This window comes from Siccirubricoccus deserti, from assembly GCF_014283215.1.
In the GTDB taxonomy this organism is placed as follows: Bacteria; Pseudomonadota; Alphaproteobacteria; order Acetobacterales; family Acetobacteraceae; genus Siccirubricoccus; species Siccirubricoccus deserti.
The window spans coordinates 1-25915 of record NZ_JACOMF010000031.1 but is presented as its reverse complement, the minus strand read 5'-3'; the positions used below and the strand labels follow the sequence as shown (position 1 = coordinate 25915).

Annotated in this window: 21 protein-coding genes; 4 read left to right on the top strand and 17 right to left on the bottom strand. The window is 70.0% G+C overall.

The window, feature by feature from the left end; all coding sequences use genetic code 11:
- Positions 1 to 25: 25 nt before the first annotated feature.
- The 6 genes from H7965_RS19960 to H7965_RS19935 all read right to left on the bottom strand — a co-directional run bounded on the left by H7965_RS19960 (position 26) and on the right by H7965_RS19935 (position 8165).
- A complete protein-coding gene (locus tag H7965_RS19960) occupies positions 26 to 1912 on the bottom strand; it encodes a potassium transporter Kup (protein WP_229682720.1) in 1887 nt (628 codons plus the stop codon).
- Positions 1913 to 2383: 471 nt separating this feature from the next.
- Positions 2384 to 3010: a PEP-CTERM sorting domain-containing protein gene (locus H7965_RS19955; protein WP_186772350.1), complete on the bottom strand. Its 627-nt coding sequence runs from the start codon at positions 3008 to 3010 to the stop codon at positions 2384 to 2386.
- A gap of 811 nt (positions 3011 to 3821) precedes the next feature.
- A complete protein-coding gene (locus tag H7965_RS19950) occupies positions 3822 to 4607 on the bottom strand; it encodes an amino acid ABC transporter ATP-binding protein (RefSeq protein WP_186772349.1) in 786 nt (261 codons plus the stop codon).
- Positions 4608 to 4708: 101 nt separating this feature from the next.
- Positions 4709 to 5842 (bottom strand): amino acid ABC transporter permease, encoded by a 1134-nt coding sequence (locus H7965_RS19945; RefSeq protein ID WP_186772348.1) that lies wholly within the window; start codon positions 5840 to 5842, stop codon positions 4709 to 4711.
- Between the two features lie 5 nt (positions 5843 to 5847).
- Positions 5848 to 7050, bottom strand: coding sequence for an amino acid ABC transporter permease (locus tag H7965_RS19940; RefSeq protein WP_186772347.1), 1203 nt, complete (start codon positions 7048 to 7050; stop codon positions 5848 to 5850).
- A gap of 68 nt (positions 7051 to 7118) precedes the next feature.
- Positions 7119 to 8165, bottom strand: a complete 1047-nt coding sequence (locus tag H7965_RS19935; RefSeq protein ID WP_186772346.1) for an amino acid ABC transporter substrate-binding protein — start codon at positions 8163 to 8165, stop codon at positions 7119 to 7121.
- Between the two features lie 479 nt (positions 8166 to 8644).
- Between H7965_RS19935 and H7965_RS19930 the strand changes: the two genes are divergently transcribed.
- Positions 8645 to 9736 carry a TRAP transporter substrate-binding protein gene (locus H7965_RS19930; protein ID WP_186772345.1) on the top strand — a complete coding sequence of 364 codons (1092 nt, stop codon included), beginning with the start codon at positions 8645 to 8647 and terminating at the stop codon, positions 9734 to 9736.
- Between the two features lie 320 nt (positions 9737 to 10056).
- Here H7965_RS19930 and H7965_RS19925 read toward each other — a convergent pair whose 3' ends face one another.
- The 7 genes from H7965_RS19925 to H7965_RS19895 all read right to left on the bottom strand — a co-directional run bounded on the left by H7965_RS19925 (position 10057) and on the right by H7965_RS19895 (position 16334).
- A complete protein-coding gene (locus H7965_RS19925) occupies positions 10057 to 11631 on the bottom strand; it encodes an ABC transporter substrate-binding protein (protein ID WP_186772344.1) in 1575 nt (524 codons plus the stop codon).
- A gap of 119 nt (positions 11632 to 11750) precedes the next feature.
- Complete coding sequence (locus tag H7965_RS19920; RefSeq protein ID WP_186772343.1) at positions 11751 to 12257, bottom strand: F0F1 ATP synthase subunit B family protein; 507 nt, start codon at positions 12255 to 12257, stop codon at positions 11751 to 11753.
- Positions 12257 to 12865 carry a F0F1 ATP synthase subunit B family protein gene (locus H7965_RS19915; RefSeq protein ID WP_229682719.1) on the bottom strand — a complete coding sequence of 203 codons (609 nt, stop codon included), beginning with the start codon at positions 12863 to 12865 and terminating at the stop codon, positions 12257 to 12259. Before H7965_RS19915 ends, H7965_RS19920 begins: the two co-directional genes overlap by 1 nt.
- 109 nt (positions 12866 to 12974) lie before the next feature.
- A complete protein-coding gene (locus H7965_RS19910; protein WP_043338292.1) occupies positions 12975 to 13199 on the bottom strand; it encodes an ATP synthase subunit C family protein in 225 nt (74 codons plus the stop codon).
- Between the two features lie 78 nt (positions 13200 to 13277).
- Positions 13278 to 14033, bottom strand: a complete 756-nt coding sequence (locus H7965_RS19905; RefSeq protein WP_186772341.1) for a F0F1 ATP synthase subunit A — start codon at positions 14031 to 14033, stop codon at positions 13278 to 13280.
- A 25-nt stretch (positions 14034 to 14058) separates the two neighbouring features.
- Entirely contained in the window at positions 14059 to 14355 is a 297-nt protein-coding gene (locus H7965_RS19900) for an AtpZ/AtpI family protein (protein WP_186772340.1), read from the bottom strand.
- 113 nt (positions 14356 to 14468) lie between these two features.
- The gene (locus H7965_RS19895) at positions 14469 to 16334 is read right to left on the bottom strand and encodes an ABC transporter ATP-binding protein (protein ID WP_186772339.1); all 1866 of its coding nucleotides are present in this window, start codon (positions 16332 to 16334) and stop codon (positions 14469 to 14471) included.
- A 230-nt stretch (positions 16335 to 16564) separates the two neighbouring features.
- On the opposite strand from H7965_RS19895, the gene H7965_RS19890 reads away from it, so the two are divergent.
- Together H7965_RS19890 and H7965_RS19885 are read left to right on the top strand one after the other, a co-directional pair.
- A complete protein-coding gene (locus H7965_RS19890) occupies positions 16565 to 17026 on the top strand; it encodes a hypothetical protein (protein ID WP_186772338.1) in 462 nt (153 codons plus the stop codon).
- Positions 17014 to 17571 carry a hypothetical protein gene (locus tag H7965_RS19885; protein WP_186772337.1) on the top strand — a complete coding sequence of 186 codons (558 nt, stop codon included), beginning with the start codon at positions 17014 to 17016 and terminating at the stop codon, positions 17569 to 17571. The genes H7965_RS19890 and H7965_RS19885 overlap by 13 nt, the downstream gene beginning before the upstream one ends.
- Positions 17572 to 17584: 13 nt before the next feature.
- Here H7965_RS19885 and H7965_RS19880 read toward each other — a convergent pair whose 3' ends face one another.
- The 3 genes from H7965_RS19880 to H7965_RS19870 form a co-directional block, all read right to left on the bottom strand.
- The gene (locus H7965_RS19880; RefSeq protein ID WP_229682718.1) at positions 17585 to 22315 is read right to left on the bottom strand and encodes an AAA family ATPase; all 4731 of its coding nucleotides are present in this window, start codon (positions 22313 to 22315) and stop codon (positions 17585 to 17587) included.
- On the bottom strand, positions 22312 to 22935 hold the full coding sequence (locus H7965_RS19875; RefSeq protein ID WP_186772336.1) for a thioredoxin domain-containing protein: 624 nt from the start codon (positions 22933 to 22935) through the stop codon (positions 22312 to 22314). The genes H7965_RS19880 and H7965_RS19875 overlap by 4 nt, the downstream gene beginning before the upstream one ends.
- Before the next feature lie 144 nt (positions 22936 to 23079).
- On the bottom strand, positions 23080 to 23568 hold the full coding sequence (locus H7965_RS19870; protein WP_186772335.1) for a DUF721 domain-containing protein: 489 nt from the start codon (positions 23566 to 23568) through the stop codon (positions 23080 to 23082).
- 29 nt (positions 23569 to 23597) lie between these two features.
- Here H7965_RS19870 and H7965_RS19865 point away from each other — a divergent pair, with 29 nt between their 5' ends.
- Positions 23598 to 24683: an A/G-specific adenine glycosylase gene (locus tag H7965_RS19865; RefSeq protein WP_186772334.1), complete on the top strand. Its 1086-nt coding sequence runs from the start codon at positions 23598 to 23600 to the stop codon at positions 24681 to 24683.
- A gap of 6 nt (positions 24684 to 24689) precedes the next feature.
- On the opposite strand, the gene H7965_RS19860 is transcribed toward H7965_RS19865, so the two are convergent.
- Complete coding sequence (locus tag H7965_RS19860) at positions 24690 to 25451, bottom strand: YdcF family protein (RefSeq protein WP_186772333.1); 762 nt, start codon at positions 25449 to 25451, stop codon at positions 24690 to 24692.
- Between the last annotated feature and the right edge of the window lie 464 nt (positions 25452 to 25915).

Below are 25915 nucleotides of genomic sequence, written 5' to 3'. Positions count from 1 at the left end.
CAGAACGCGGCATGCTGCTGGCAGTTCAAATCGCCACCCGCACGCCGAGCTCGACCACCCGGTCCGAGGGGATGCGGAAGAACTCCGTCGCCGGCACCGCATTGCGGGACATCAGGGTGAACAGCCATTGCCGCCAGCGCGACATCTTCGGCACCACCGCCTGCACCAGCGTCTCCCGTCCCAGGAAGTAGCTGGTCTGCATCGGCTCGAAGGCGACGCCGGCCTCGCGCAGGGAGATCAGCTCGCGCGGGATGTTGGGACTTTCCTGGAAGCCGTACCGGAGGATGACGCGGTGGATGCCGGCGGCCAGCTCGGTCAGCTCCATCCGGCGGTCGGCCGGCACCTGCGGCACGTCCTCGTTCAGCACCGTCACGAACAGGACGCGCTCGTGCAGCACCTTATTGTGCTTCAGGTTGTGCAGCAGCGCGCCGGGGACGAAATCCGCCTGGCCGGTCATGAAAACGGCAACGCCGGGCACCCGGACGGTGCGGCTCTGCGGCAGCCGGGCGAGGAAGGATTTCAGCGGCAGGCTGTCCTGGCGAAATCTGGCGAAGAGCAGCTGCCGGCCGCGGTACCAGGTGGTCATCAGCACCATCAGTATGGCGCCGAGCACCAGCGGTACGTAGCCGCCGTCCGGAATCTTCAGGACATTGGCGATGAAGAACACCGCATCCAGCGCCAGCAGCGGCCCGAAGACGACGGCCACCAGCGCCGCCGGCCAGCGGAACTGCCGTCGGAACACCAGCAGGGCCAGGCAGGAGGTGCAGAGGAAGGTGCCGGTGACGGCGATGCCATAGGCCGCCGCCAAGCTGTCGGAACTGCGGAATTCCAGCACCAGGATGATCACGCCGAGCAGCAGGGCGAAGTTCACCTGCGGCAGGTAGATCTGGCCCTCCTCGGTCTCGCTGGTGTGCCGCACCACGAGCCGCGGCGAGAAGCCGAGCTGGACGCATTGCCGGGCGATCGAATAGGCACCGGAGATCATGGCCTGACTGGCGATGATGGTGGCCGCGGTCGCCAGCACCACCAGCGGCAGGCGCAGCCATTCCGGCGCCAGCAGGTAGAAGGGGTTCTCCAGCGCCCCCGGGGTGGAGAGCAGCAGCGCCCCCTGGCCGAAGTAGTTCAGCGCCAGCGCCGGCAGCACGAAGCCCATCCAGGCCAGCTGGATCGGCCGCTTTCCGAAATGCCCCATATCCGCGTACAGCGCCTCCGCCCCGGTCACCGCCAGCACCACGCTGCCCATGGCGATGAAGGCGGCCAGCCGGTAGACGGCGCAGAAGTGGATGGCATAGGTCGGCGACAGGGCGACCAGCACCTCCGGCTCCCGCACGATCTCGATCAGGCCGAGGATGCCGATGGTGGCGAACCACAGGGCGCAGATCGGCCCGAACACCGCGCCCATGCTGCTGGTGCCGCGGTACTGCACCAGAAAAAGCCCGAGCAGAATGATGACCGAGAGCGGGATCACCGCCTCCTCGAAGGCGGGCGAGACCACTTTCAGCCCCTCCACCGCCGAGAGCACCGAGATGGCCGGCGTGATGATGCCGTCGCCGAAGAACAGGCAGGCGCCGGCCATGCCGACCAGCGCCACCAGCCAGCGGCCCCGCTCGGTCCGGGCGCAGCGCTGGGCCAGCGCCATCAGCGCCAGGATGCCGCCCTCGCCACGGTTGTCGGCGCGCAGCACGAAGACGACGTATTTCACCGTAACAGTGAGGATGAGCGACCAGAAGATCAGGCTGAGCAGCCCGAGGACCTCCCATCGCTCCACCCCATCCGAGGCGAAATGCAGGACCGAGGCCTTGAGGGCGTAGAGCGGGCTGGTGCCGATATCGCCATAGACCACCCCGAGCACGCCGAGCAGCAGGGCCGGAGTCAGGGCGCGGCGATGGCCGTCGACGGAGGATGTGGTCAAGGTGAAGGATGCCCCGGAGCCGGAACGCCGCAACGCATAGGCTCGGGTTGGACGGGAAGGCAAGAGCCCGAGATGGGTGCCCCTCCAAGGAGCCAGCCCCTCGCAGGGTGAGTCATTAGATTTTACACCAAGATGTGAAATTAATACTTCATTCTAAGGGAATTATTGGGCGTGCGCCTGGCACAGCACTTGCGTTCGTTCACGCGTTGCCGGACGGATCGGCCACGGAGCCCGCTGACCTTCAATCTTCATGGTCCCGCATGCGGACTACGCTGGCACGGCTACCGCCGGCGTGTTCCTCGGCGGCAGCGTCGAGGCCGACGGCTTGGCTACGATAACCTATCCCTACGAGGTGCCCGAGCCCCCAGCCTCGCGCTGCCCGGTGTCGACCTGCGCGTCTTTGCGGGCGGCCATATGAAAATGGCGGTGCGGCTTGCGCCACACCGCCATCGAAGATCAGCCTGAAAGCGATCAGGCGTCGAGGCGCTGATCCCGCCGATGGGCGCGGCGTGCCATCCCGAAGGCGAGCAGGCCGGCGCCGAGCAGGGAGAGCGACATCGGCTCAGGCACCGGGGTCACCGTCGGCGGAGAGGCGGCGCTGAAGGATGCCCCAATGGCGCCGCCGCTGGTGGTCTGGGTCAGCGCGAAGATGAGGCTCATCGCACCCGCGGAGTAGGCGCTGAGATCGCCCGATGGAGTGAAGATACCCAGCACGGAGAAGTTGACAACGCGGTTGGTACCCGACAGCTGAAAGCTTGTCGCCACCACGTCACCAACGAAGCTGCCCCAGTCCGCGTTGAAGCTTACATCCTCTCCCATGGCTACCGTGAAGGTTGGCATGGTGAACGAGGTCGTGCCGCCCCAGAGTCCGTCAAAGTCGCCCGACGTGCCCTGGACCGAACCCCCGACATTTGTGTAGGTCAGGCCGACGTTGATATTCTGCCCCGTAGGCGACGTTTTGACATTATTGAGCCCGGCCGAGAAAGTCCCATTGATCGAACTCATCACCGGCTCGGCTTGGGCGGTTCGCGCGAGCGACCCGAAGCAGAGGCCGATGGCCAGGACGGCCGCGGCAAGCTTGGAGGTAAACTTCAGCATCTTCGGACCCCGAGTCACTGGTTGTGAAACACTACGGGGTGATAGCAACCTACATGCCAGGGGGAATAACTATGTTTTTTCAAAGATTTAACGCTGCCAGACTAGGCAGCATCCACCTCATGTAAAATTCCTCGACTCTCATTCGGAACCGGGACCGGATCACGCGCAGGCGATGCACGGCCGGCGTCCGGCTGTGCGCTGCGGAGCAACGGAACTACCTCACTGCCAGCCTGGTGCGCGGCGACCATGTGCCGATGCCCAGTGTCATTGCCGGTTTCCACACACCCTTCGCCGGGACGCGGGCGTCAGGCCTGTCGCACTTGCATCCGCCGAGCGGATTCGCCATCCGGCTTAGGCGATCCGCTCCAGGGTCATCGGCTCGCCACGCCGATACGCGAGTCCGCCGACCAGCCTCCGCGCGGCGAACTCAGTTCCAGGGCAAAGACCATTGTAATTTCTGTGGCGGAATGGTGGCAACAAGGGCACCCCACCCGGCCTGCGCTCACTGCCGGGAGTGCCATGGCATGAGACTGTCAGGAATTTTTACACCACGCCCCTGTCCCAAGATGACTGCTGGAAATGAGGGTGCCGTATACGGCAGTACTGCTGCTGATGGCTGTCGCAGCAGCAACGCCAGTCGATGTCGTCAGCCGTTGCGCAAGGGCCCCGCCATCGGTGGGGAAGCTCCTGGAAAGCGATAGACGTCGCCCATCGAGTCGATGCCGCCAGCCGAGAGCGTGGTCGACCAGGATAGGAGCACCCGAAGGCATCGACCACGCGGCAATACAGCAACGCTGAAGCGGCCGACCCGCTAATGCCCCCGCAGGATCTGGCTGAGGAAGAGCTTCAGCCGCTCGGTCTGCGGGCTTTCGAACATCTGGGCCGGGGTGCCCATCTCGACGATCTCGCCGCGGTCCATGAACACCACCCGGTCCGCCACCTGGCGGGCGAAGCCCATCTCATGAGTTACGCAGATCATGGTCATGCCGTCCTCGGCCAGCGAGACCATGGTGTCCAGCACCTCCTTGATCATCTCCGGGTCCAGCGCGCTGGTCGGCTCGTCAAACAGCATGATCTTCGGCTTCATGCAGAGCGCCCGGGCGATCGCCACCCGCTGCTGCTGGCCGCCGGAAAGCTGGCCCGGGTATTTCTTCGCCTGCTCCGGGATGCGGACGCGGGTGAGGTATTCCATCGCCAGTTCCTCCGCCTGCGCCTTCGGCATGCGACGGACCCAGATCGGGGCCAGGGTGCAATTCTCCAGAATGGTCAGGTGCGGGAACAGGTTGAAGCTCTGGAACACCATGCCGACCTCGCGGCGGATGTCGTCCAGCGCCTTCACATCGTCCGACAACTCGATTCCATTGACGACGATGCGGCCTTCCTGGTGGGTCTCCAGCCGGTTGATGCAGCGGATCATGGTGGATTTGCCCGAGCCCGAGGGGCCGCAGACCACCAGCCGCTCACCCAATGCCACGTTCAGCGAAACGTCGCGCAGCACATGCAGCGCCCCGAACCACTTGTTCACCTTGTCGAGCAGGATGGCCGGCGGCGCATCGGTGCGCGCGGCGGAGGCGATTTGTTCCAGGGTCTCGCTCATCGACTGGTCCCTTCAGAGCGTGGTCGCCTGCGGCAGGCGGGACTCACGCGACCCAACAGATGGAGGGCCGCGCCCGGCCTTGGGTCGGGCGCGGCCATGCCTCAGCGCCGGCGGTGACGGTTCAGCTCCGCCTCAAGATTCTGGCTGTATTTGCTCATCGCGAAGCAGAAGACGAAGTAGATGGCGCCGACGGTGATGTAGACCTCGATGCCGAAGCCCTGCCACGCCGGCTCGATGATCGCGGTCTTGCCGGCGGTCAGCAGGTCGAAGATGCCGATGATCAGCACCAGCGAGGTATCCTTGAAGAAGCCGATGAAGGTGTTCACCAGCGGCGGGATCACCATCCGCAACGCCTGCGGCAGGATGATGAAGCCGGTCTTCTGCCAGTAGCTGAGGCCCAGTGCGTCGGCTGCCTCGTACTGCCCCTTCGGCAGCGCCTGCAGCCCACCGCGGACCACCTCCGCCAGGTAGGCGCCGGCGAAGAGGATGATGGCGATCTGGGCGCGCAGCAGCTTGTCGATGTTCATGCCCTCCGGCAGGAAGAGCGGGAACATCACGCTGGCCATGAACAGCAGGCTGATCAGCGGCACGCCGCGGATCAGCTCCACATACAGCACGCAGAGCGCCTTGATCGCCGGCAGCTTCGACCGCCGGCCGAGCGCCACCAGGATGGCCAGCGGGAAGGCGAAGGCGAGGCCGAAGGTCGCCAGGATCAGGGTGATGACCAGCCCACCCCAGCGCTCCTGCGGCACATAGGACAAGCCGGCGACACCGCCCCACATCAGCACGCCGATCAAGGTCAGCACCACCGCCCAGATCAACCCCAGCACCGGCCGCCAGAACCGCCGCATCGCCGAGACGACGTAGAGGCCGATGAACAGCAACACGCAGAGCGCCGGGCGCCAATGCTCCTCGAAAGGGTAGGTGCCGAACAGGATGAAGCGGTGCTTCTCGGCGATCACCGCCCAGCAGGCGCCGGTGCCCTTGAGGTCGCGGCAGGCCTGGGTCTGGTTGTCCGGCACCGACCAGATGGCGTTGACGATGCCCCATTCGGCGAAGCCGACGATCCAGCGGATCAGCAGATAGGCCAGCACCAGCGTCACCGCGGTGTTCAGCCAGCCGGAGAAGAGGTTGGCACGTGCCCAGCCGAGCAGCCCCACCTGGCTCAACGGCGCGCTGCGCGATACGGCTTCGGGCGAGGCGGCGGCGGGGGTGTTGAGGGTGAGATCGCTCATGCCCGTCACCTCTCCACCAGCGCGATGCGCGCATTGTACCAGTTCATGAACAGGCTGATGGACAGGCTGATCGTCAGGTAGACCAGCATGATGATGGCGATGCCCTCGATCGCCTGCCCGGTCTGGTTCAGGGTGGTATTGGCGATGCTGACGATGTCCTGGTAGCCGATCGCCACCGCCAGCGAGCTGTTCTTGGTGATGTTGAGGTATTGGCTGGTCATCGGCGGGATGATGACGCGCAGCGCCTGCGGCAGCACGATCAGCTTCAGCACCTGGCCGGACCGCAATCCGAGTGCCTGCGCCGCCTCCCACTGGCCAAGGGCGACCGCCTGGATGCCGGCGCGGACGATCTCGGCGATGAAGCCGGCGGTGTAGAGCACGAGGCCGAGCAGCAACGCGAAATATTCCGGGCTGACGTTCAGCCCGCCCTGGAAGTTGAAGCCGCGCAGCGCCGGCCAATCCACTGTCCAGGGCGCCCCGGCGGCGGCCCAGACCACCAGCGGCAGCCCCAGCGTCAGCCCGAGGCCGACCGGCCAGACCGGCCGCGGCCTGCCGTCCCGCATCTGCCTCGCCAGCGCCTGCCGGCGGTAGAGCCAGGTCGCCACCGCGCCCAGGATGAGCATCAGCAGCGCATAGCTGTGGCCGTCCTGCCATTCGATCCAGGGCAGCTTGAGCCCACGGTTCGAAAGGAACACGCCCTCCATCGGATGGATCGCCTGGCGAGGCCCGGGCAGCCCCTGCAGGATGGCGTACCAGAACAGCAGCTGCAGCAGCAGCGGCAGGTCGCGGATCACCTCGACATAGACGGCGGCGAGCTTGGCCAGCAGCCAGTTCTTCGACAGCCGGGCGATGCCGATCAGCGTGCCGAGGATGGTCGCCAGGATGATGCCGACGATGGCGACCTTCAGCGTATTGAGCAGGCCGACCATCAAGGCGCGGAAATAGGTGTCGGTCGGGCTGTAGTCGATGACGTGCTCGGCGATCGGCAACCCGGCCTCGCGGGTGAGGAAGCCGAAGCCGGTGGCGATCCGCCGAACCTCCAGGTTGTGGACCGTGTTCGACCACAACCACCAGACAATGCTGCCAACCAGGCCGACGACCAGCACCTGCCAGACGATGCCGCGCACCCGCTCGTCCGACCAGGATAATCGCAGCGGCCGCCTCGGCGGCGTCCGGAGAGAACGCGGGTCGATCGTTGAGTCGGACATCGCATACGTCCTTGCGGTTCAGTGCGGGCCGCGGAGGCGGCCGGGCGTTCGGGCCCGGCCGAGCCAGCTCACCGGAACGGCGGCGAGAATTGCAGCCCGCCCTGGGTCCACAGCGCGTTCGGGCCACGCTGGATGCCGAGCGGCACCAGATGGCGCTGGAACAGCTCGCCGTAATTGCCCACGGCCTTCAGCACGTTCACCGCCCAACCGTTCTGGAGACCGAGCATTTCCCCGAGACCACCATTCTTGCCGAGGATACGCTGCACCTCCGGCCGCGGGTCATTAGCCATCTGGTCGACATTCGCCTGGGTGATGCCGAACTCCTCAGCGCTCAGCAGGAGGAAATGGACCCAGCGGGTGATGTCGGCGAAGCGGGCGTCGCCCTGGCGCACGCCGAGCGCCAGCGGCTCCTTGCTGATGATGTCAGGCAGGATGAGGTGGTCGGCCGGGCGCTGCTGGGCGCTGCGGGTCGCAGCCAGGCCAGAGACGTCGGTGGTATAGGCGTCGCAGCGGCCGGAGACATAGGCCGAGAGCAACTCCTCCAGCCGCTCGATCACCACCGGGGTGAAGCGGATGCGGTTGGCGCGGGCCCAGTCGGTCAGGTTCTGCTCGGTGGTGGTGCCGGGCTGGACGCAGATGGTGGCGCCTTCCAGTTCCTTCGCCGACTTCACCCCGGCGCTGGCCTTCACCATGAAGCCCTGGCCGTCATAGAAATTGGTCGCGGTGAAATCGAGGCCGAGCGACGTGTCGCGCGACAGCGTCCAGGTGGTGTTGCGGGCCAGCATGTCCACCTCGCCGCTCTGCAGCGCGGTGAAGCGCACCTGGGCGGTGGTCGGAACGAAGCGGACCTTGTTCGGGTCGCCGAAGATCGCCGCGGCGACCGCGCGGCAGTAATCCGCGTCGAAGCCGCGCCAGACGCCCTGGCTGTCCGGCTGGGCAAAGCCGGCGAGGCCGGTGTTCACGCCGCAGATCAGGCTACCTCGGGCGCGGACCGCATCGAGGGTGTTGGCGGCGCCGGCCGGCGCCTGGGCTTTGGCAGCAAGCGGCAACGCCAGACCGATCCCCAGCGCCGCAATGCTCAGCGCACGCGTCAACGAAGGCCCAAAGGGCTGCATCCCGTAGTCTCCCCGTTAGCCACACGCCCTTCGGGCGCGTGATTCCCTGTGCCGTTCTCTAGCAAATGCTGCGCCACCCAACGCCGGGGATCAACGCCGATCCTCGGCATGGGCCCGGCCGCCTTGCCGGCATCTGGCGATAGCAGAGAGTTAAGCGATTGCGAAGCAATGGCTTGGGTCGGGCGGGCGGCACCCGTCGCAGGCTGCGGCGGCGGCCCGGCAATCCGGCGAGGCTCGCCCAAAATGCCTGCCCTGGCTGCCGTCCTTCAGGGGCAGGCCGGGATGAGGGGCATGGTCATGCCCGGCTGGCGGCCCCGCAGATCACCCGGCCCATTCGGCACCGGAACGTCGCCGCCGGGAATGGCCTACCCGCTGGCAAGGCAAGCGGTGCGGCGCCGGCAGCCCGCTGCCGCGTTGCGCCGAACGCCGCTTCCGCGCAATCTGTAACTGTTTTGAATCATCACGGGAGTTGTTCAGGAATGAACCGCCGCCGCCTTCTCGCACGCGGTACCGCAGGCGCCGCAGGCGCCGCGACGCTCGCCTCGCCCAACCTCGCCTCCGCCCAGCCGCGGATTCGCTGGCGCTGCCCTGGCAGCTTCCCGAAATCGCTGGATACGCTCTACGGCACCCAGGAATACATCGCCCGCCGGGTCTCCGAGATGACCGACGGTGCCTTCCAGATCCAGGTCTTCGGCCCCGGCGAGTTGGTGCCGGCGCTGCAGGTGATGGATGCGGTCGGCGGCGGAACCGTCGAATGCGGCTTCACCAGCGGCTACTACTACCTCGGCAAGGATCCTTCCCTGGCCCTGGTCACCTGCCTGCCCTTCGGCCTGTCCTCTCGCCAGCACTGGGCCTGGTTGACCCATGGCGGCGCTCGCGACCTCTACAAGGAGGTCTATGCCGACCAGGGGGTGGTCGCCATTCCGGCCGGCAACACCGGCGCCCAGATGGGCGGCTGGTTCCGCAAGGAGATCCGCACCATCGACGACCTGAAGGGGCTGAAATTCCGCATCGCCGGCTATGGCGGCAACGTGCTGAGCAAGCTCGGCGTCATCGCCCAGCAGCTTGGCGGGCCGGACATCTACCCGGCGCTGGAGCGCGGGGTGATCGACGCCGCCGAATGGGTCGGGCCCTATGACGACGAGAAGCTCGGCTTTCAGCGCGTCGCGCAATACTATTACTACCCCGGCTGGTGGGAGTATTCGCCCTCCATCGACCTGATGATCAATGCCCGTGCCTATGAGGCGCTGCCGGCGCCGTACAAGGCGGTGCTGGATGCCGCCTGCACCGAGGGCTGGCACTGGATGGCGGCGCGCTACGACGTGGTGAACCCCCAGGCACTGCGCCGCCTCATCGCCTCCGGCACCCAGCTCCGCGGCTTCCCGCGCGACGTGCTGCAGGCCTGCTACCGGGCCAGCCAGGAATTCTACGCCGAGGTCGGGGCCGGCAACGCCCGGTTCAAGCGCATCCATGAGCAATGGGACAAGTTCCGGCTGGAACAGACCCAGTGGCTGCGGGTGGCGGAGGACAGCCTCGGCAATTTCCTCGCGGCGACCACCGTGCAGAGGTGATCGGCCAGCGGCGGCGGTATGCCGGTACCGCCGCCGCCCGGCCAGCGGCTTTTCGGCTTCGGTCTGATGGCGTCCCTGGTCTGCCAGCCAGTTCGGAACCACAACCCGTGCTTCAAGCAGGTGCATGCGCTTTGAGGCAGCTTCCGCTGTGACATCCAGAGCGGGTTTGCGTCACCGGGACCGCAGCGCCAATTGCCTGTCCATCGCCGAGCGATGTGACAAGGCGAGGCCGGGGCGTGACTCCGCTCCATGAACGACCGGCTACAGCGGGCCTGGCGTTCGCACTCGAACGCAATCCGCCGTAGCCCCCGCCCTACCCCTCAGCGCGCCGGCATGCGCACGTGGCGCAGCTGGATGTAGTTGTCCGCGGTCTGCACCACCTCCACGCCCTGGCGCGCCGCCCAGACGATCTGCTGCTGATGCAGCGGGATGTAGCCGACATCCTCCTGCAGCAGGCGGCTGGCGTCGGTGATGATTTGCTGGCGCTTCGCCGGGTCGGTCTCCACCGCCATGGCGGCGATCAGCGTATCCAGCCGAGGATTGGAATAGCCGCCATTGTTGAACACGCCGCGCGAGCCGTCGCGGCTGCCGGCCAGGCTGAAGAAGGCGTTGTGCGCGTCGGAGGTCGTCGGCGTCCAGCCCAGCAGGTAGAAGCTGGTGTTGTAGCGCGGGGCATTCACCTCGGCGAAGAAGCGGGCGCGGGTCTGCGCCGCCAGGGTCACCCGGATGTTGATGCGCGCCAGCATGGCGACCACCGCGGTGCAGATCGCCTCGTCATTCACATAGCGGTCGTTCGGACAGTCCAACGTCACCCCGAAACCGTTCGGATAACCGGCCTCCACCAGCAGCTTGCGTGCCTCGGCGAGGTCGAGCGGCGGCCGCTTGTCGTCTTCCTCGCGGAAGCCGTTCACCCCGGGACCGTAGATCAGGTTGGAAGGCCGCGACTGGCCGCGCATGACGGTGCGCTGGATGGTGTTGACGTCAATCGCCAGCAGCATGGCGCGGCGGACCCGCACATCCTGGAAGGGGTTCTTCCCCTGCACATCGGATTTCAGCAGTTGCGGCCGCATCTGGTCCATGCCGAGGAAGATGGTGCGCAGCTCCGGCCCCTGGATGATCCGCACACCGGGTGTCCGGTTGATCCGATCCACGTCCTGCGGCGGCACGGTGTAGACGAAATCCACCTCGCCCGAGAGCAGCGCGGCGACCCGCGTCGCATCATTGGCGATGATGTTCAGCTCGGCGCGCTGGATGTTGTGGGTGGGGGTGTCCCACCAATCCGGGTTGCGCTCGATCACCGTGCGCCGGTCCGGCTCCCGCAGCACCAGGCGGAAGGGCCCGGTGCCCATGGCATTGCGGGTGGCGAAATTCTCCTCGCGCGAGGTCAGGTCGGCCGGGCGCGTCGAATTGTGCTTCTCCGCCCAGGCGCGGGAGAAGATGCCCCAGTTGGTGATCTCCTGGATCAGGATGGGGTTCGGGACATGCGTCTCGAAATCCACCGTGTGGTCGTCGATCTTGCGGATATCCTTGACCGTCGCCAGCACGGATTGGATGTTGGAGCCGGGGGCGCGGCTGCGCTGCGCGCTGAACACCACGTCGTCGGCGGTGAAAGGCGTGCCATCGGTGAATTTCACGCCCCGGCGCAGATGGAAGCGCCAGACGGTCGGGGAGGGCTGTTCCCAGCGCTCGGCCAGCGCCGGCTCCGGCCGCATCTCGCGGTCCCGCCGCACCAGCGGCTCGTAGAAATTGGACCCGAAGGCCAGCAGGAAGGTTTCCTGCCGCGTGTAGGGATCCATCGAATTGACGTCGCCGTCATTCGCCCAGCGGAAGACCTGGGCCTGGGCGTCTAGGGCGGTGCCGCACAGCAGCGCGGCAATCAGGGCAAAGCGACGCATCGTGTTGCACTCCCAGCGCGAAGCCTGGGGCAAAGCTAAACCGAAGTGCACCGCTTACAAAGCGAAACGGGGGTGCCTTGCGGCACCCCCGTTCATTGCCGCCGACAGGGAGGCTGGTTTCAGGCGCGCAGGGCGCGCGGCAGGTCGGCCACGGCGCGGTCGATCATCGCCGCATCCGCGGCGACATCCATCCGCTCGGCGATCACGCTGCGGGCGGCGGCGGTCGCCACCTCGGCCGCAGCGTGGCGCACCTCGGCCAGCGCCCCGGCTTCGGCGGCGGCGATACGGTCAAGCGCCATGCGCTCCCGCCGCTGGGCCGTAACCTCGGCCTCGGCGGCGGCGGCCTCGGCGACACGCGCCGCTTCCGCCCTGGCGCGGGCGAGCATCTGCTGCGCCTCCGCCAGCGCTGCGGCGCGATCAGCCTCGGCCTGCTTCAGCAGCACCTCGGCCTCGGCGCGGAGGCGGGAGGCCTCATCCAGCTCCGATCGCACCCGCGCCGCCCGGGCATCGAGCATGCCGGTCAGCTTGGCCCAGGCCATGCGACCGACCAGCGCCACAAAGATGACGAAGCTGACGGCGACCCAGAATTTCGGGTCGAGCCAGAAATGCTCGTAATGATGTGCCATCAGGCCCGCCCCCGCGCCGCGAGTTCGCGGTCCACCGCGCGCTCCACCATGCCACGGTCAGCGGGACCGATCAGCCTGCCGACCACCGCCTCCGCCGTGTCGGAGGCGACCTGGCGCAGCGCGCCGAGCGCCGCAATGCGCGAAGCGTCGATCCGCTTCTCCGCGGCCTCGATCTGCGCCGCCAGCCTGGCGTTCAGCGCCTCGCCACGGGCGGTTGCCTCGGCCTGCGCCTGCTGCGTCGCCTCGGCGATCGCCGATTGCGCTTCCGTCCGCGCCTTGGCGGTGGCCGCCTGCAGCTCGGCCAGCGCCGCATCGGCCTGCTGCTTCGCGACCTGAGCGCTCTCGAGGTCGCCCTCGATCCGCTGCCGCCGGGCTTCGAGCACGCCCTCCACCTGCGGCAGGGCGTAGCGCGCCATGACGTAGTACAGCAGCCCGAAGATGATCAGCATCCAGACGACCTGGGCGATCGTCCAGGGATTGCCGAAGGCAAGCTGCGGCATGCCGCCTTCGCTGCCCGTGGTCGCACCCGGATGCTCGGCCGCCACCTGCGCCATGGCAGGCATCGCCGCCAGGGCCAGGACGAAAGCGGTCCGAATGGTCTTGCTCATACCCATCTCCCTAGCGGTGCGAGGAGCGCGGCCAGCCAAACCGGCCGCGGCATAGCACCACCCGCTGCGCATGCCGGTCAGGGCGCCAAGCGGCGCCCCGGGGCCATACTCAGGTGAAGAGGATGAGGAAGGCGATCAGCAGGGCGAAGAGCGCGACCGCCTCGGTCAGCGCGAAGCCCAGAATGCCGATCGGGAAGACGGCGTCACGGGCGGCCGGATTGCGGGCCACGCTGGTGATCAGCGAGGAGAAGATATTGCCGATCCCGAGACCCACGCCAAACAGCGCGATCACGGCGATACCAGCCCCAAGGGCCTTCGCAGCGGCGACTTCCATGCCTCTAGTCCTTCTGTCCGTCTACTGGTGTCGGTGTCTGTCCGAACGCTTTGCCCTGAACCCCGGTCACATGGCGGGTCAGTGCAGGTGCACCGCGTCGTGCAGGTAGATGCTGGTCAGGATGGCGAACACATAGGCCTGAAGGAAGGCCACTAGGAGTTCGAATCCAACCAGAGCGATATTGAGCGCCAGGGGCAGCACGGCGACAAAGGGGCCGATCACGCCAAGGCCGCCCAGCAGGACCACGAAGGTGGCGAACACCTTCAGCATCACGTGGCCGGCGACCATGTTGGCGAAGAGACGGACCGAGAGGCTGAGCGGCCGCGAGAGGTAGGAGATGATCTCGATCGGGATGATCACCGGCGCCAGCAGCTTGGGTGCCCCTTCCGGGAAGAAGTAGCTGAAGAAATGCGTGCCGTGGATCGCCAGCGCGACGATCGTCACCACCACGAAGACCAGCGCCGCCAGCGCGAAGGTGACCGCGATGTGGCTGGTGAAGGTGAAGGCGTAGGGCAGCATGCCCAGCAGGTTGCCGAACAGGATGAACATGAACAGCGAGAAGACGAAGGGGAAGTAGCGCTTGCCCTCCTCGCCCACCTGCGCGGACACCATGTCATGCACGAACTCATAGCCGGATTCGGCCAGCGCCTGCAGCCGGCCCGGCACCACGGCCCGGTGCCTCATGCCCCAGACCATCAGCCCGGTGATCAGCCCGATCGCCAGCAGCATATGTGCGTTGGACTGGCTGAATCGCACCGATTCCCCAAGCGCGCCAAGGAAGGGCGCGAGCTCGAACTGGCTCAGCGCGTCGATAGCTTTCCCCTCAGCGGCCACGGCAGCCTCTCCCGCGTCGAACGCGTCAAATTTTCCGGCCACGTCCCGGGGCGAACAAGCGGTAGACGTTCAGTATCCCGGCAGCGGCGCCCGCCACGAAGAACAACAGGAAGAGCCAGGGTTTCGTCCCGAGCCACCGGTCCAGCATCAGGCCGATGACGACACCGACCACCAGGGCCGACACCACCTCCACGCCTGCGCGGAATCCGATCCCCCAAGGACCAGTCGATAGGCTTCCCTTCCCATCCCCGCTCGGCTTGTCCAGACCCTGGCGGGTCCGGGCTTCCCGGAGACGTTGCTCGAAGCCGTCACGCTCGCTCACCCTCGCTCCTCCGTCGGTTCCCGTCGGAAGGCAACGGGCTGGTAAGGCCCCTCCCGCGGAGTGTCAAGCAAGCGGCGGCGGCGGAATGCGCCAGGGCGGCAGATTCCGCCGCCTCAGGCATCCTCGAAGGCGCCGCTCTGCTGTCGCCATAGCCTGGCATAGACGCCGCCGCGGCGCAGCAGATCCTCATGCGTGCCTTCCTCGACGATCCGGCCGTGGTCAAGCACCACCAGCCGGTCCATGCGGGCGATGGTCGACAGCCGGTGGGCGATCGCGATCACCGTCTTGCCGGCCATCAGCTCGGCCAGCTGGTCCTGGATCACCGCCTCCACCTCGCTGTCGAGGGCACTGGTCGCCTCGTCCAGCACCAGGATCGGCGCATCCTTCAGCAGCACCCGGGCGATGGCGATCCGCTGCCGCTGGCCGCCCGAAAGCTTCACCCCGCGCTCCCCGACATGCGCATCATAGCCGGCCCGGCCGCGCCAGTCCTCCAGCGTCCCGATGAAGCCATCGGCGGCGGCGCGGGCGGCCGCCGCCTCGACCTCCGCCATATCGGCCTCCGGCCGGCCGTAGCGGATGTTCTCCCGGATCGAGCGGTGCAGCAGGGCAGTGTCCTGGGTGACCACGCCGATGGCGGCGCGCAGGCTTTCCTGGGTGACCCCGGCGATGTCCTGGCCATCCACCAGGATCCGCCCCGCCTCCGGCCGGAAAAAGCCGAGCAGCAGGTTCACCAGGGTGGATTTGCCGGCCCCGGAATGGCCGACCAGCCCGACCCGCTCGCCCGGCGCCACCCGCAGGTTAAGGTCCTGCAGCACGCCGGTGTCGCGGCCGTAGCCGAAGCGCACCCGCTCGAAGCGGATCTCGCCGCGGTTGACGCGCAGCGGCACCGCGCCGGGCGGGTCGGGGGCGGTGGGCGGCACAGCGATGCTGCCCATCGCCTCCTGCACCACGCCGAGGTTCTCGAAGATCGCGGTCACGTTGAAGGCGACCCAGCCGGAGATATTGGCGATCTGCCAGGCCATGGGCAGCGCCGTCGCCACCACGCCGAGGCCGATCTCGCCCCGGGTCCAGAGGAAGATCGCCATCGCGCCGGTCGCCGTCAGCATGCTGGCGTTCAGCGTGCTCAGCAGGAAGCCGTTCAGGGTGACGAGGCGCATCTGCCGCAGGAAGGCGGCATTCAGCCCCAGCAGCCCCTCCCGGACGAAGGCATCCTCCTGCTCCGCCCGGGCGAACAGCTTCACCGTCTGGATGTTGGTGTAGCTGTCGACGATCCGGCCGGTCAGCAGGCTGCGCTGGGCGCTAGCCTCGCGTGAGCGGTCGCGCATCCGCGGCACCAGCACCCGCAGCAGCGCGGCGTACAGCAGGAACCAGACCGCGATCGGCAGCGCCAGCCGCCAGTCGGCGCTGGCCAGCAGCCCGAGCGCCGCGGTGCCGTAGACCAGGATGTACCAGACCGCATTGACCACCTGCACCACGGTTTCCCGCAGCGCCGGCCCGGCCTGCATCACCCGGTTGGCGATGCGGCCGGAGAAATCCTCCTGGAAGAAGGGCAGCCCCTGGCGCACCACCTGCCAATGGCTCTGCCAGCGGATCATCGAGGTGACGTTGCCGTTGATCCCCTGCTGGGTAATCAGGTTCTGCGTCGCGATCGCCAGCGGCCGGCCGAACAGCAGGATGGCGCCCATGCCTAGCAGGCTCGGCCAGGCCTCGGCCCAGAGCGTATCCGGCGGGTAGCTCCCCAGCAGCGAGACCAGCCGGCCGATCATCACCGGGATGGCGGCGTCGAGCAGCGCCACGGCCAGCCCGGCGAAGAACAGCGCGGCGAACAGCGCCTTCGCCTGGGTGATGAAGTGCCAATAGAAGCCGGCGAGCGTCCGCGGCGGCGGGGCGTCCGGCACCGGCGTGCCGAACAGGCGGGCGGCACGGGTGCCCGGGGCGGCGACCGGGTCGACAAGGCGCTCGAAGAGTCGGAAGGGCATGCCACAGCAACCGCCGGAGAGCGCCCGAGATCAAGCGAAAATCCGTGACCGCACCGCAGCGAAGCGGCCTGCGGCGCGGCGCATGCGCGTGGCCTTTCCGTGGCGCAGGGAATCCGCAACAATCCCGCAAGAATTCCGTTCGCTGATCCGAATAAGATCCGTGTCTCCTTCACCGCCATTCCGCTCGACATTCAGCAATGTTCGGGTGTTAAGCTACCGGAATGGGCAGGGTGTGGAGATTTCTCAAAGACCATCACGACCAGATCGGCTCCACGACTGCACTCCTGGGCCTTGTTGTCGGAATTGGTGGATTTGCTCTGACCATACAGCAACTGCAGAGCACCGCGCAGGCGCTGCGAGCCTCGAATACCTATCAGGTTCAGAAGGATGCACGCGAACTGGTCGACAAGGTGCGTGCAGATGAGAGGTTCCGCGCCGCCATGCAGGCCGGCGTCCTGCCGGAGAACGACAGTGCGGTGCTCGAGAACCTCTGGAAGATGTTCAATTTCTATGTGTCGGTCTTCCGGCAGAGCGAGGCGGACGGCCTCTCGCCGCAATTCGTCGCCTCTTTCCGCCGCGATTTCTGTGCCTTCGTGCAGAAGCCGCTTGTGGCGCAGGGTTGGGATCGCCTGCGCGCTGCCGACCAGCTGGGTGCGGACCAGGAGGAAATGCGACGGAGGTGGTGCCCATGAGAATACGGATCCTGGCCGCCCTGCTCCTGATGACGATTCCTGCCGCGCGCGCCGAGGCCAGCGAATTTGGCAACATCTTCGGCTCGCCGGCGGCAGAACTGCAATCCAGCCGCGCCAGCGCCCGCGCCCTGGAAGGGCTGGAGAGCATCCTCGCGGCGCTCCGCGCCCGCGAGTTGCGCGAACCCGGTGCGGGCCGTGAACGGCTGTCCGCCGCCTCCACCGCGTTGCGGCAGGCCAGTGCGGCCATGCGGGAGGTCGTCATCCCCGAGCAGCAGAACCGGCCCGTCGCGACCCTCAACCTGCGGCAGGCCGAGTCGCAATCCCTGGCCTTCGCGGCCCAGCGGTTGCGACGCCCGCCGATCGCCAACCTGCGAGAACTCTACCAGGTTTTCGCGGAGACGGCGGCGCAGCTGGCCGACCTCGCCGAACGCCAGATGGGCGCCACCGACGACGACACCATCCTTTTCCAGCTCGGCCCCGAACTCACCTTCTTCATCCGGCTGGGCGAAGTGGTCACGCGCGTGTCGCGGGCGGCGAACCGGTAGGGGATGGAGGCACCTACCGCGCCGCGGCCACCGGCCCTTCCGCCAGTTCCACCGCCCGCCCGAGATCGACGCTCAGCAGCCGGCTGACGCCGCGTTCCTGCATCGTCACGCCGTACAGCCGGTGCATCCGCGCCATGGTCAGCGGGTGGTGGGTGACGATCAGGAAGCGGGTGCCGCCTTCCTCCGCCATGCCGACCAGCAGGTCGCAGAGCCGCTCCACATTGGCGTCGTCGAGCGGCGCATCCACCTCGTCCAGCACGCAGACCGGCGCCGGCTGGCAGCGGAACACCGCGAAGATCAGCGACAGCGCGGTCAGCGCCTGCTCGCCGCCGGAGAGCAGCGACAGCGCCGAGAGCTTCTTGCCCGGCGGCTCGGCATAGATCTCAAGCCCCGCCTCCAGCGGATCGTCGCTGCCGACCAGGGCCAGATGCGCCCGGCCGCCGCCGAACAGCCGGCTGAACAAGCCACGGAATTCGGTATCCACCCGGGTGAACACCTCCCGCAGCCGCTCCCGCCCCTCCCGGTTCAGATGGCCAATGGAGCCGCGCAGCTTGGCAATGGCGCTGCCGATCTCCTCCCGCTCGGTGGTGATCTGGCCGATGCGCGCCTCGATCTCCGCCATCTCGACCTCGGCGCGGAGGTTGACCGGCCCCATCTCCTCCCGCTCGCGGGTCAGGCGTTCCAGCTTGCGGCGGGCCTTGTCCTCGGCAGCATCGGACAGCTCCTCCGGCGGCGGCAGGGCGGCACCCTCGCCCAGCCGTTCCGCCACCCGCGCCTCCACCGCCTCGGCCGCCACCGTAGCCTGCTCGGCGGCGCCCTCGGCGCGAAGCTGGGCCTCGCGGGCAGCGGCGAAGGCGGCATCGGCCTGGCGCCGCGCCTCGGTCGCCGCCCGCAGCTCGGCCTCGGCGGCGGCCAGGGCGGCGGCCGCGATGGCATGCGCGGCCTCGACCTCGGCCAGCCCGCTGCCGGCCTGACGGCGGCGGGCGGCGGCGGCCTCGGGCGCCTCAGCCAGCGCCTCGCGGGCGGCGGCGGCCTCGGCCTGGCGGGTGCGGAGGTCGGCCAAGCGGCTGGCGGCATCGGCGCTGCGGCTGTCCCAATCCGCCTGCTCAGCGGCCAGGGTGGCGCGGCGGCCGGCATTCCGCTCCCGCTCCGCCCTTAGCCCGGCCAGGGCTTCGAGGGCGCTGCCCTCGGCGGCGCGGGCAGCGGAGAGGGCGGCGCGGGCGGCATCCACCCCGGCGCGGATGGCAGCGAGGTCGGGCAGCGCTGCCTGGGCGGCCTCGGCACGGGAATGCGCCGCCTCGGCCTCGGCCAGCTCAGCCTCGGCGCGTTCGAGCTGCGGCGCCAGCGCATCGGCCCGGCTGCTGGCCTGGGCGGCCTCGGCGGCGAGGCAGGTGGCCGCCTCCCGCGTGCTGACCAGCGCGGCCTCGGCGGCGGCGCGGGCGGTGCGGGCGGCGGCCTCGGCGGCCTGGGCCTCGGCTTCCGCGGCCTGGGCGGCGCCGGCGGCGGCGGCCAGGGCGGCGAGGTCGGGCAGTTCGGCGGCTTGCGCCTCGGCCAGCGACGCTTCCGCCGCCGCCCGCTCGGCAGCCAGCCGGGCGAGTTGCGGAGCCAGCGCCTGGACCCGGCTCTCCGCCCGCGTGGCGGCGGCGGCCAGGGCGGCGGCGGCGCTGCGGCTGCGCTGCAACCCCATCTCCGCCTCGGCGCGGGTGTCGCGGGCGGCGGTCTCGGCGGCGGCCGCCTCGGTTTCCGCCTGTGCCGCCAGATCATACTCGGCGATCGCCGCCTCGGGGTCCGGCAGCCCGGCCAGCGCCGCGGCGGCGGCCTCGGCGGCGGCGGCGGCCTCGGCCTGTTCGGTGGCGAGGCGTTCGAGCTGCGGCTCCAGCGCGCCCAGGCGGCTTTCCGCCTCGGCGGCGGCGGCGGCAAGGCGGCTGGCCTCGGCCCGGGCGCCGGCCAGCCGCGCCTCGGCGGTGCGGCGCGCGTCGCGGGTGGCGGCCTCGGCGGCAACGGCCGCGGCCTCGGCGGCGGCGGCCTCGCCGCTTTCGGTCCGTGCCTTGCCGGCGGCGGTGGTCGCCGCGGCCAGCCGCGCCTCGGCGGCGCGCAGCCGGTTGCGCTGCTGCAAGCGTACCGCGCCGGGGTTGGGCGCATCGGCGCGAGCGGTGTGACCATCCCAGCGCCAGACCGCGCCATCCCGCGCCACCGCCGCCTGGCCCGGCGCCAGCAATGCCTGGGCGGCGGCGCCATCGGCGCCGTCTTCCAGCAGCCCGACCTGGGACAGCGCGCGAGCCAGTGCCGCCGGCGCCTCGACCAGGGTGGAAAGCGGGGTCAGCCCGGCCGGCAGCGGCGGCGGGGCGGCAAAGGGCGGCAGGCTGCGCCAATGGCGGGCGGCGGCGGCATCGGTCGGGCTATCCAGCGCCTCGCCCAGGGCGGCGCCGAGCGCGGCTTCCAGCCCGGGCGGGACCGCCACCGCCTCCAGCACCGGCGGGGCGCTGCTGCCGGCGCGGTCTCCGGCGGCCAGGGTCTCGGTCAGCGCCTGCACCTCGGCGGCGGCGCGGGTGCGGGCGGCCTCGGCCTCGGCGGCGGCACCGCGGGCCTCGGCCTGGCGAGCGGCGGCGGCGGCGCGAGCAGCCTCGGCCTCACCGACTGCGGCGAGCGCGGCGGCCAGTGCCGCCTCGGCCCCGGCAGCCTCGGCCTGCGCCGCGGCAACCTGCTCCGGCGGCACCAGCGCAGCGCAGGCGGCATCGCGCTCGGCGGCCAGCCGGGCGTGCTGCGCCGCGGCCTGGCTGGCGCGCTGGGCGGCGCTGGCGTGCTCGGCGGCGGCACGCTCCCGCACCGCCTCGGCATCGGCCATGCGGCGGCGGGCGGCGGCATGGGCTTCCTGGGCCGCGGCGCGGCGGGCCTCGGCGGCTTCCAGCGCGGCACGGGCCTCGGCCAGCGTGGCCTCGGCGGCACGGGCGGCCTGTTCGGCGGCGGCGAGGCGTTCCACCGGCACCAGCTCGGCCGTCGCCGCGGCGTGCTCGGTGGTGAGGCTGGCGTGCTGGACGGCGATGCGGCTGGCGCGCAGCGCCGCCTCATCCCGGGCAGCGCCGAGCCGGTTGGCCTCGGCCTCGGCAGCAGTGGCGTCGCGGCGGGCGGTGGCGTGGGTGTCCTGGGCGGCGGCGCGGGCGGCTTCGGCCGCCTCAAGTGTGGCGCGGGCCGCGGCGAGGCTGGCCTCGGCGGCCACCGCCTCGGCCTGGGCCGCCGCCAGCCGCTCCGGCGGCACCAGCGCGGCGAGGCTGGCGGCGTGCTCGGCCGCCAGGGCCGTGCGCTGCTCCGCCAGCCGGCGGGCGCGCTGGCCGGTGGCGGCCAGTTCGGCGGCGGCGGCATTGGCGCGGGCGGCGACCTGCGCCGCCTCCTCGGTCGCGGTATTGGCGGTGCGCTCGGCCTCGCGCGCCGTATCGGCGGCTTCGGCCAGGGTGGCTTCGGCGGCGGCGAGACGCTCCGGCAGGCTGGCCTCGGCCGCCGCCAGCACCGCGGCCTCTTCCGCCAGCCGCTTCGCCGCGGCCGCGGCATCGGCCGCCACCGCCTGGGCATGCGTGAGGTCGCGGTCGAGCTGAGCCAACCTCTGCTCGGCGGCCTCCAGGGCGGCACGGGCGCGCTGCTCCTCCGCCTCCAGCCCCTCGGCCTCGACCCGCCGGCGCTCCAGCGCTGTGCGGGCCTGGGCCTCGGTCTCGCGCAACCCGTGCGGGCCGGGGGTCAGCGCCTTCTCCGCCTCGAAGCTGCGGATCGCCGCCGCTTCGGCGGCGGCCTCGGCCTGGCGGGTGGCGGCGCTGGCGGCGTTGAAGCCATCGCGGGCCACGGCCAGCGCGGCCTCCGCCCGGGCGCGCAGCAACGCCAGCCATTCCGCCTCGGCCTGGCGCACGAGGCCGGAGAGGTTGCGGTAGCGATTGGCCTGGCGAACCTGGCGCTGCAGCCCCTGGCGTTGGGTATCGATCTGGCCGAGCAGATCCTCCGACCGGGTCAGGTTGGTCTCGGCCTGGCGCAGCTTCAGCTCCGCCTCGTGCCGGCGGGCGCGGAGGCCGCTGATGCCGGCCGCCTCCTCCAGTACCTGCCGGCGCTCCTCCGGCTTGGCGCCGATCATCGCCGCGACCCGGCCCTGGCTGACCATGGCGGAGGCGCGGGCGCCGCTGCCGAGATCGGCAAACATGGTCTGCACATCGCGCGCTCGGACCTCGCGGCCGTTCACCCGGAAGGCCGAGCCCTCGCCGCGGGCGATCTTGCGAATGATCTCCAGTTCGGGGCTGTCGGCATGCGGCGGCGGGGCAAGGCCTGCGGCCTCCTCCAGGAAGAGCGTGACCTCGGCGAGGTTGCGGCCCGGCCGGGTCGCGGTGCCGGCGAAGATCACATCCTCCATCTCGCCGCCGCGCATGGAGCGGGCGGAGGTCTCGCCCATCGCCCAGCGCAGCGCCTCGACCACGTTCGACTTGCCGCAGCCATTCGGCCCGACAATGCCGGTCAGGCCGGGCAGTACCTCGACCGTTGTCGCCTCGGCGAAGGATTTGAAGCCGGCGATGCGCAGCCGGGCCAGGGTCGCGCGCGGTGCGAGGCGGCGCGGCGCATTCCCAGGCGTCTCTCCCTCCGGCGCCGGCTCGGCCTGATCAGGCTCCGCCGCCTTCAACCCAGCCGTCGCCGTCCCGGCCGGGGGCGACCCGGCGGGTGTCGATTCTTCCGGTGTCGGCTCGGCCAACGCTGCGGGCGGCGTTTCGCTCAAGCCCGCTTCGCCTCCTCGACCAGCGCCTGGAAGCGCTCGAAGGTGACACTGCCGGACTGGTTGCGCGGCGGCCGGCCGGTGGCCTGGAAGGAAAAGCTGGGCGTCGCCTGGATGTTGAACTCGCGCTCCGCCACCGACCGCTGCTCCATGATGCCGCGGGCCAGCGCCTCATCGGCCACCACCTCGTCGAATTTCGTCCGCGACATGCCGGCCAGCGCCGCCATGCCGGCCAGGGCGTTCATCGTTTCGCCTCGGCCGAAGGCCCAGCGATCCTGGTTGGCCAGCAACGTGCCGATGAAGCCCTCGTAGCGCTCGGCGGGGAGGGAACGGGCGACGGCGGCGGCAGTCAGCGCCAGCCGGTCGAGCGGGAAGTCGCGCCAGACCAGCCGGGCGGCGCCCTTGTCCAGAATCTCCGCCTTCACCCGGGGGAAGGTGTCGCGGTGGAATTGAGCGCAATGGCTGCAGGTGAGGGAGAAGAATTCCAGCACCCGCACCGGCGCATCGGCGGCGCCGACGCCGCGTTCGCCAAGCCGCGGATCGGCGGGCTGGGCCCGGACCAGGGCCGGGGTGCCGGCGGCAAGCGCCGTGGCGGCGAGCAGGGAGCGACGGGGCAGGATCATGCGGCCTCCGGGGTTCTCCCCCGGCTGCCGGGGGCGTGGGTGGGTACGGGCGCCGAATCCGCCCGGGTGCGACCAGCAGAGTAGCAAACCATCGACCGGCCGCCTCCACCCCTGAGAATCGCGGGCAGAATCAGCGGCAGGCGACTAGCCGCGGCTCCGATAGACGCCTCGCGCCAGCTTTGCCAGCGCTTCGCGCAACTCGCCCGGCGGCAGGCTGGCGACCGCGGCCTCGACCTGCGGCGGCAACGGCGTATCCGGGGGGCGGCGCGGGGCGGCCGCCGGCACGGTGCCGGCCTGCTGTACGAAGCGCAACCGCTCCACCGTCACCCGGCCGAGATGGGCATTGATCCGGGCGATAAGCTGCGGCGCCAGATGGCTCAGCTCCATCGCCACCGGACCGACGCAGCCGACGGTCAGCGTGCCGGCCGAAAGCCGCTTCGGCGTGGTCACTGCGGCCAGCGCTGGGCCGACCACCGCCGGCCAATCCGCCATCAGCGTGGCGCCGCCGGGGCTCTTCTTGCGGAACACCGGCCGGGTCAGCGGCGGGATCAGCTGGCCGAGCGGGCGCGGCCCATAGGGGCTGCGCGCCTGGGCACCGCTGGCATTTCCCCGATCCGGGCTATCCTTCGCCATATGCTCCACCCGTTCCCGACCGCCCCGGCATGACGCGTGCCGCCCCGCCGCCCGGCCCGGCCGCCATCCTACCTGAGGCCGCGCCGCTGCTCGACTGGTATGACCGGCATCGCCGGGTGCTGCCCTTCCGTACCAGCGACGGCCGTGCCGAGCCGTACCGGGTCTGGCTGTCGGAGATCATGCTGCAGCAGACGACGGTCGCCGCGGTCGGGCCGCGGTTCGAGCGCTTCCTGGCGCGCTTCCCTGATATCGCGGCGCTGGCGGCAGCGCCGGAGGCGGCGGTGATGGAGGAATGGGCCGGGCTCGGCTACTACGCCCGGGCCCGCAACCTGCATGCCTGCGCCCGCCAGGTGGTGGCGCTGGGCGGCTTTCCCCGAAACGCCGAGGGGCTGCGGGCGCTGCCCGGAATCGGCGCCTATACCGCCGCCGCCATCGCCGCCATCGCCTTCGGCGAGCCGGTGGTGCCGGTGGATGGCAATGTGGAGCGGGTGGTGGCGCGCCTCGCCGCGGAGGAGATGCCTCTGCCGGCGATCAAGCCACGGCTCGCCGCCCTGGCCGCCGGCTTCATGGCGGATCCAGCGGCGCGGGCGCGGCCGGGGGACTTCGCCCAGGCGCTGTTCGACCTCGGCGCCACCATCTGCACGCCGCGGTCACCGGCCTGCGCCCTCTGCCCCTGGCGCGGCGGCTGCGCGGCGCAGCGGGCAGGCATCCAGGCGATGCTGCCGCGCAAATCGCCGAAGCGGGCGCGACCGCTGCGGCATGGCGCGCATTTCCTGCTGCGCGACGCGGCCGGGCTGGTGCTGCTGCGGCGCCGGCCGCCGCGCGGGCTGCTCGGCGGCATGCTGGAACTGCCCGGCACGCCCTGGCGCGACACCCCCTGGGGCACGGCGGAGGCGCTGGCGCTGGCCCCGGTTCAGGGCCCGGCCTGGCGCCCGGTGCTGGGGCTGGCGCGACACGGCTTCACCCATTTCGAGCTGGAGATGCGGCTGTTCACCGCCACGGTCCCGATGGTCGATCCGGCGGAGGGGCTGGAGGCCCGCCCTCTGGCCACGGCGGAAGCAGCGCTTCCGACGGTCATGCGGAAGCTGCTGGCGCTGCCCTGGAAGGATGGCTGAACCTGCTCAGGGGGCGGCGGTCCCCCCATCGCGCAGCGCATAGACCAGCCGCCCGGCCCATTCGCGCAGCGCGTACCAGCTCTGGGCTAGCCGGTCCGGCCGGGGCATGAACTCCCGCGCCTCCCAGCGCGGCAGGCGGTCGAGCCGCACCGGGGCGGCGAGGGTCGGCAGGCCGGCCCGGGTGAAAGCTTCCTGCGACCGCGGCATGTGCCAGGCGTGGGTGACCAGCCAGGCGGCGCCGATCCCCTCCCGCCGCAGCAGCGCCGCGCTGAACAGGGCGTTCTGCCGGGTGTCGGCCGAGCGGTCCTCCTGCCACCGGGTCTCGACGCCGAAATCGGCGGCGAGGCTCGCCGCCATCAGCGCCGCGATCGGTGGATCACCGCGCCCGAGCGGCCCTCCGGAGACCAGCAGCGGCAGCCCGGTGGCGCGGTGCAGCGCGGCGCCGGCGCGCATCCGCTCCAGGGTCAGCGGGCCGACGCCGGGGGCGTCGCGCGACCAGGCAGCCTCCCCGGCGAGGATGATGATGGCGCCCGGCACCGCTGTGGTGGCGGGAACCGCCTCGCCCGGGCGAATCTCCCGCTCCAGCGAGGCGTAGAGCAGACCGGCGCAGAGGGGAGTGGCCAGGACCAGCAGCAGCAGCGCGGCCGCGACGGCCAGCGCGCCACCAAAGCGCCGGCCGCGCCAAGCGAGCAGCCCGCCGGCCAGCGCCAGCAGCGCCAGCAGCAGCGGCGGCAAGAGGAAGGAGGTCAGTGTGGATTGGAGGTACATCCGGGCGCCTGGCGAATGCGGTGGCGGGACCAAACCTCGAATGCTTTCACCCGCGCCGGCCTGCGGTGCCGCGGGCAGGAAATGGCGTGGCCCGCGACGGGCTTGGCGTCATGCCCGAGTGGCCTTAGTGACAGGGAAGTCATTCTCGTCTCAGGATAGCAGGGTAGGATTGTCGTGTCTCTGCAACCATCCTGAGGTGGATTCGACCGGGAAATGGGCGGACCGTGGCGTCAGGAACGCTTTGATGCTGTCGTCTGCCTAGCAATGGGGTGCGTATTGATGGAAGGGTACATCGTCCTGGCCACGGGAGGCCGCGCCTATGTCGAAATGGCGATCAACCTAGTGCACTGACTCATTCAGAAGGTGCAGGAAGTCTGGCGAGCTTGCTGAGGATGGTATCTGCAGGTTTGGTCCAGACGAATGGCCTGGCGGCCCTGTTGTGGTCGCGGATGTAGCGGGTGATT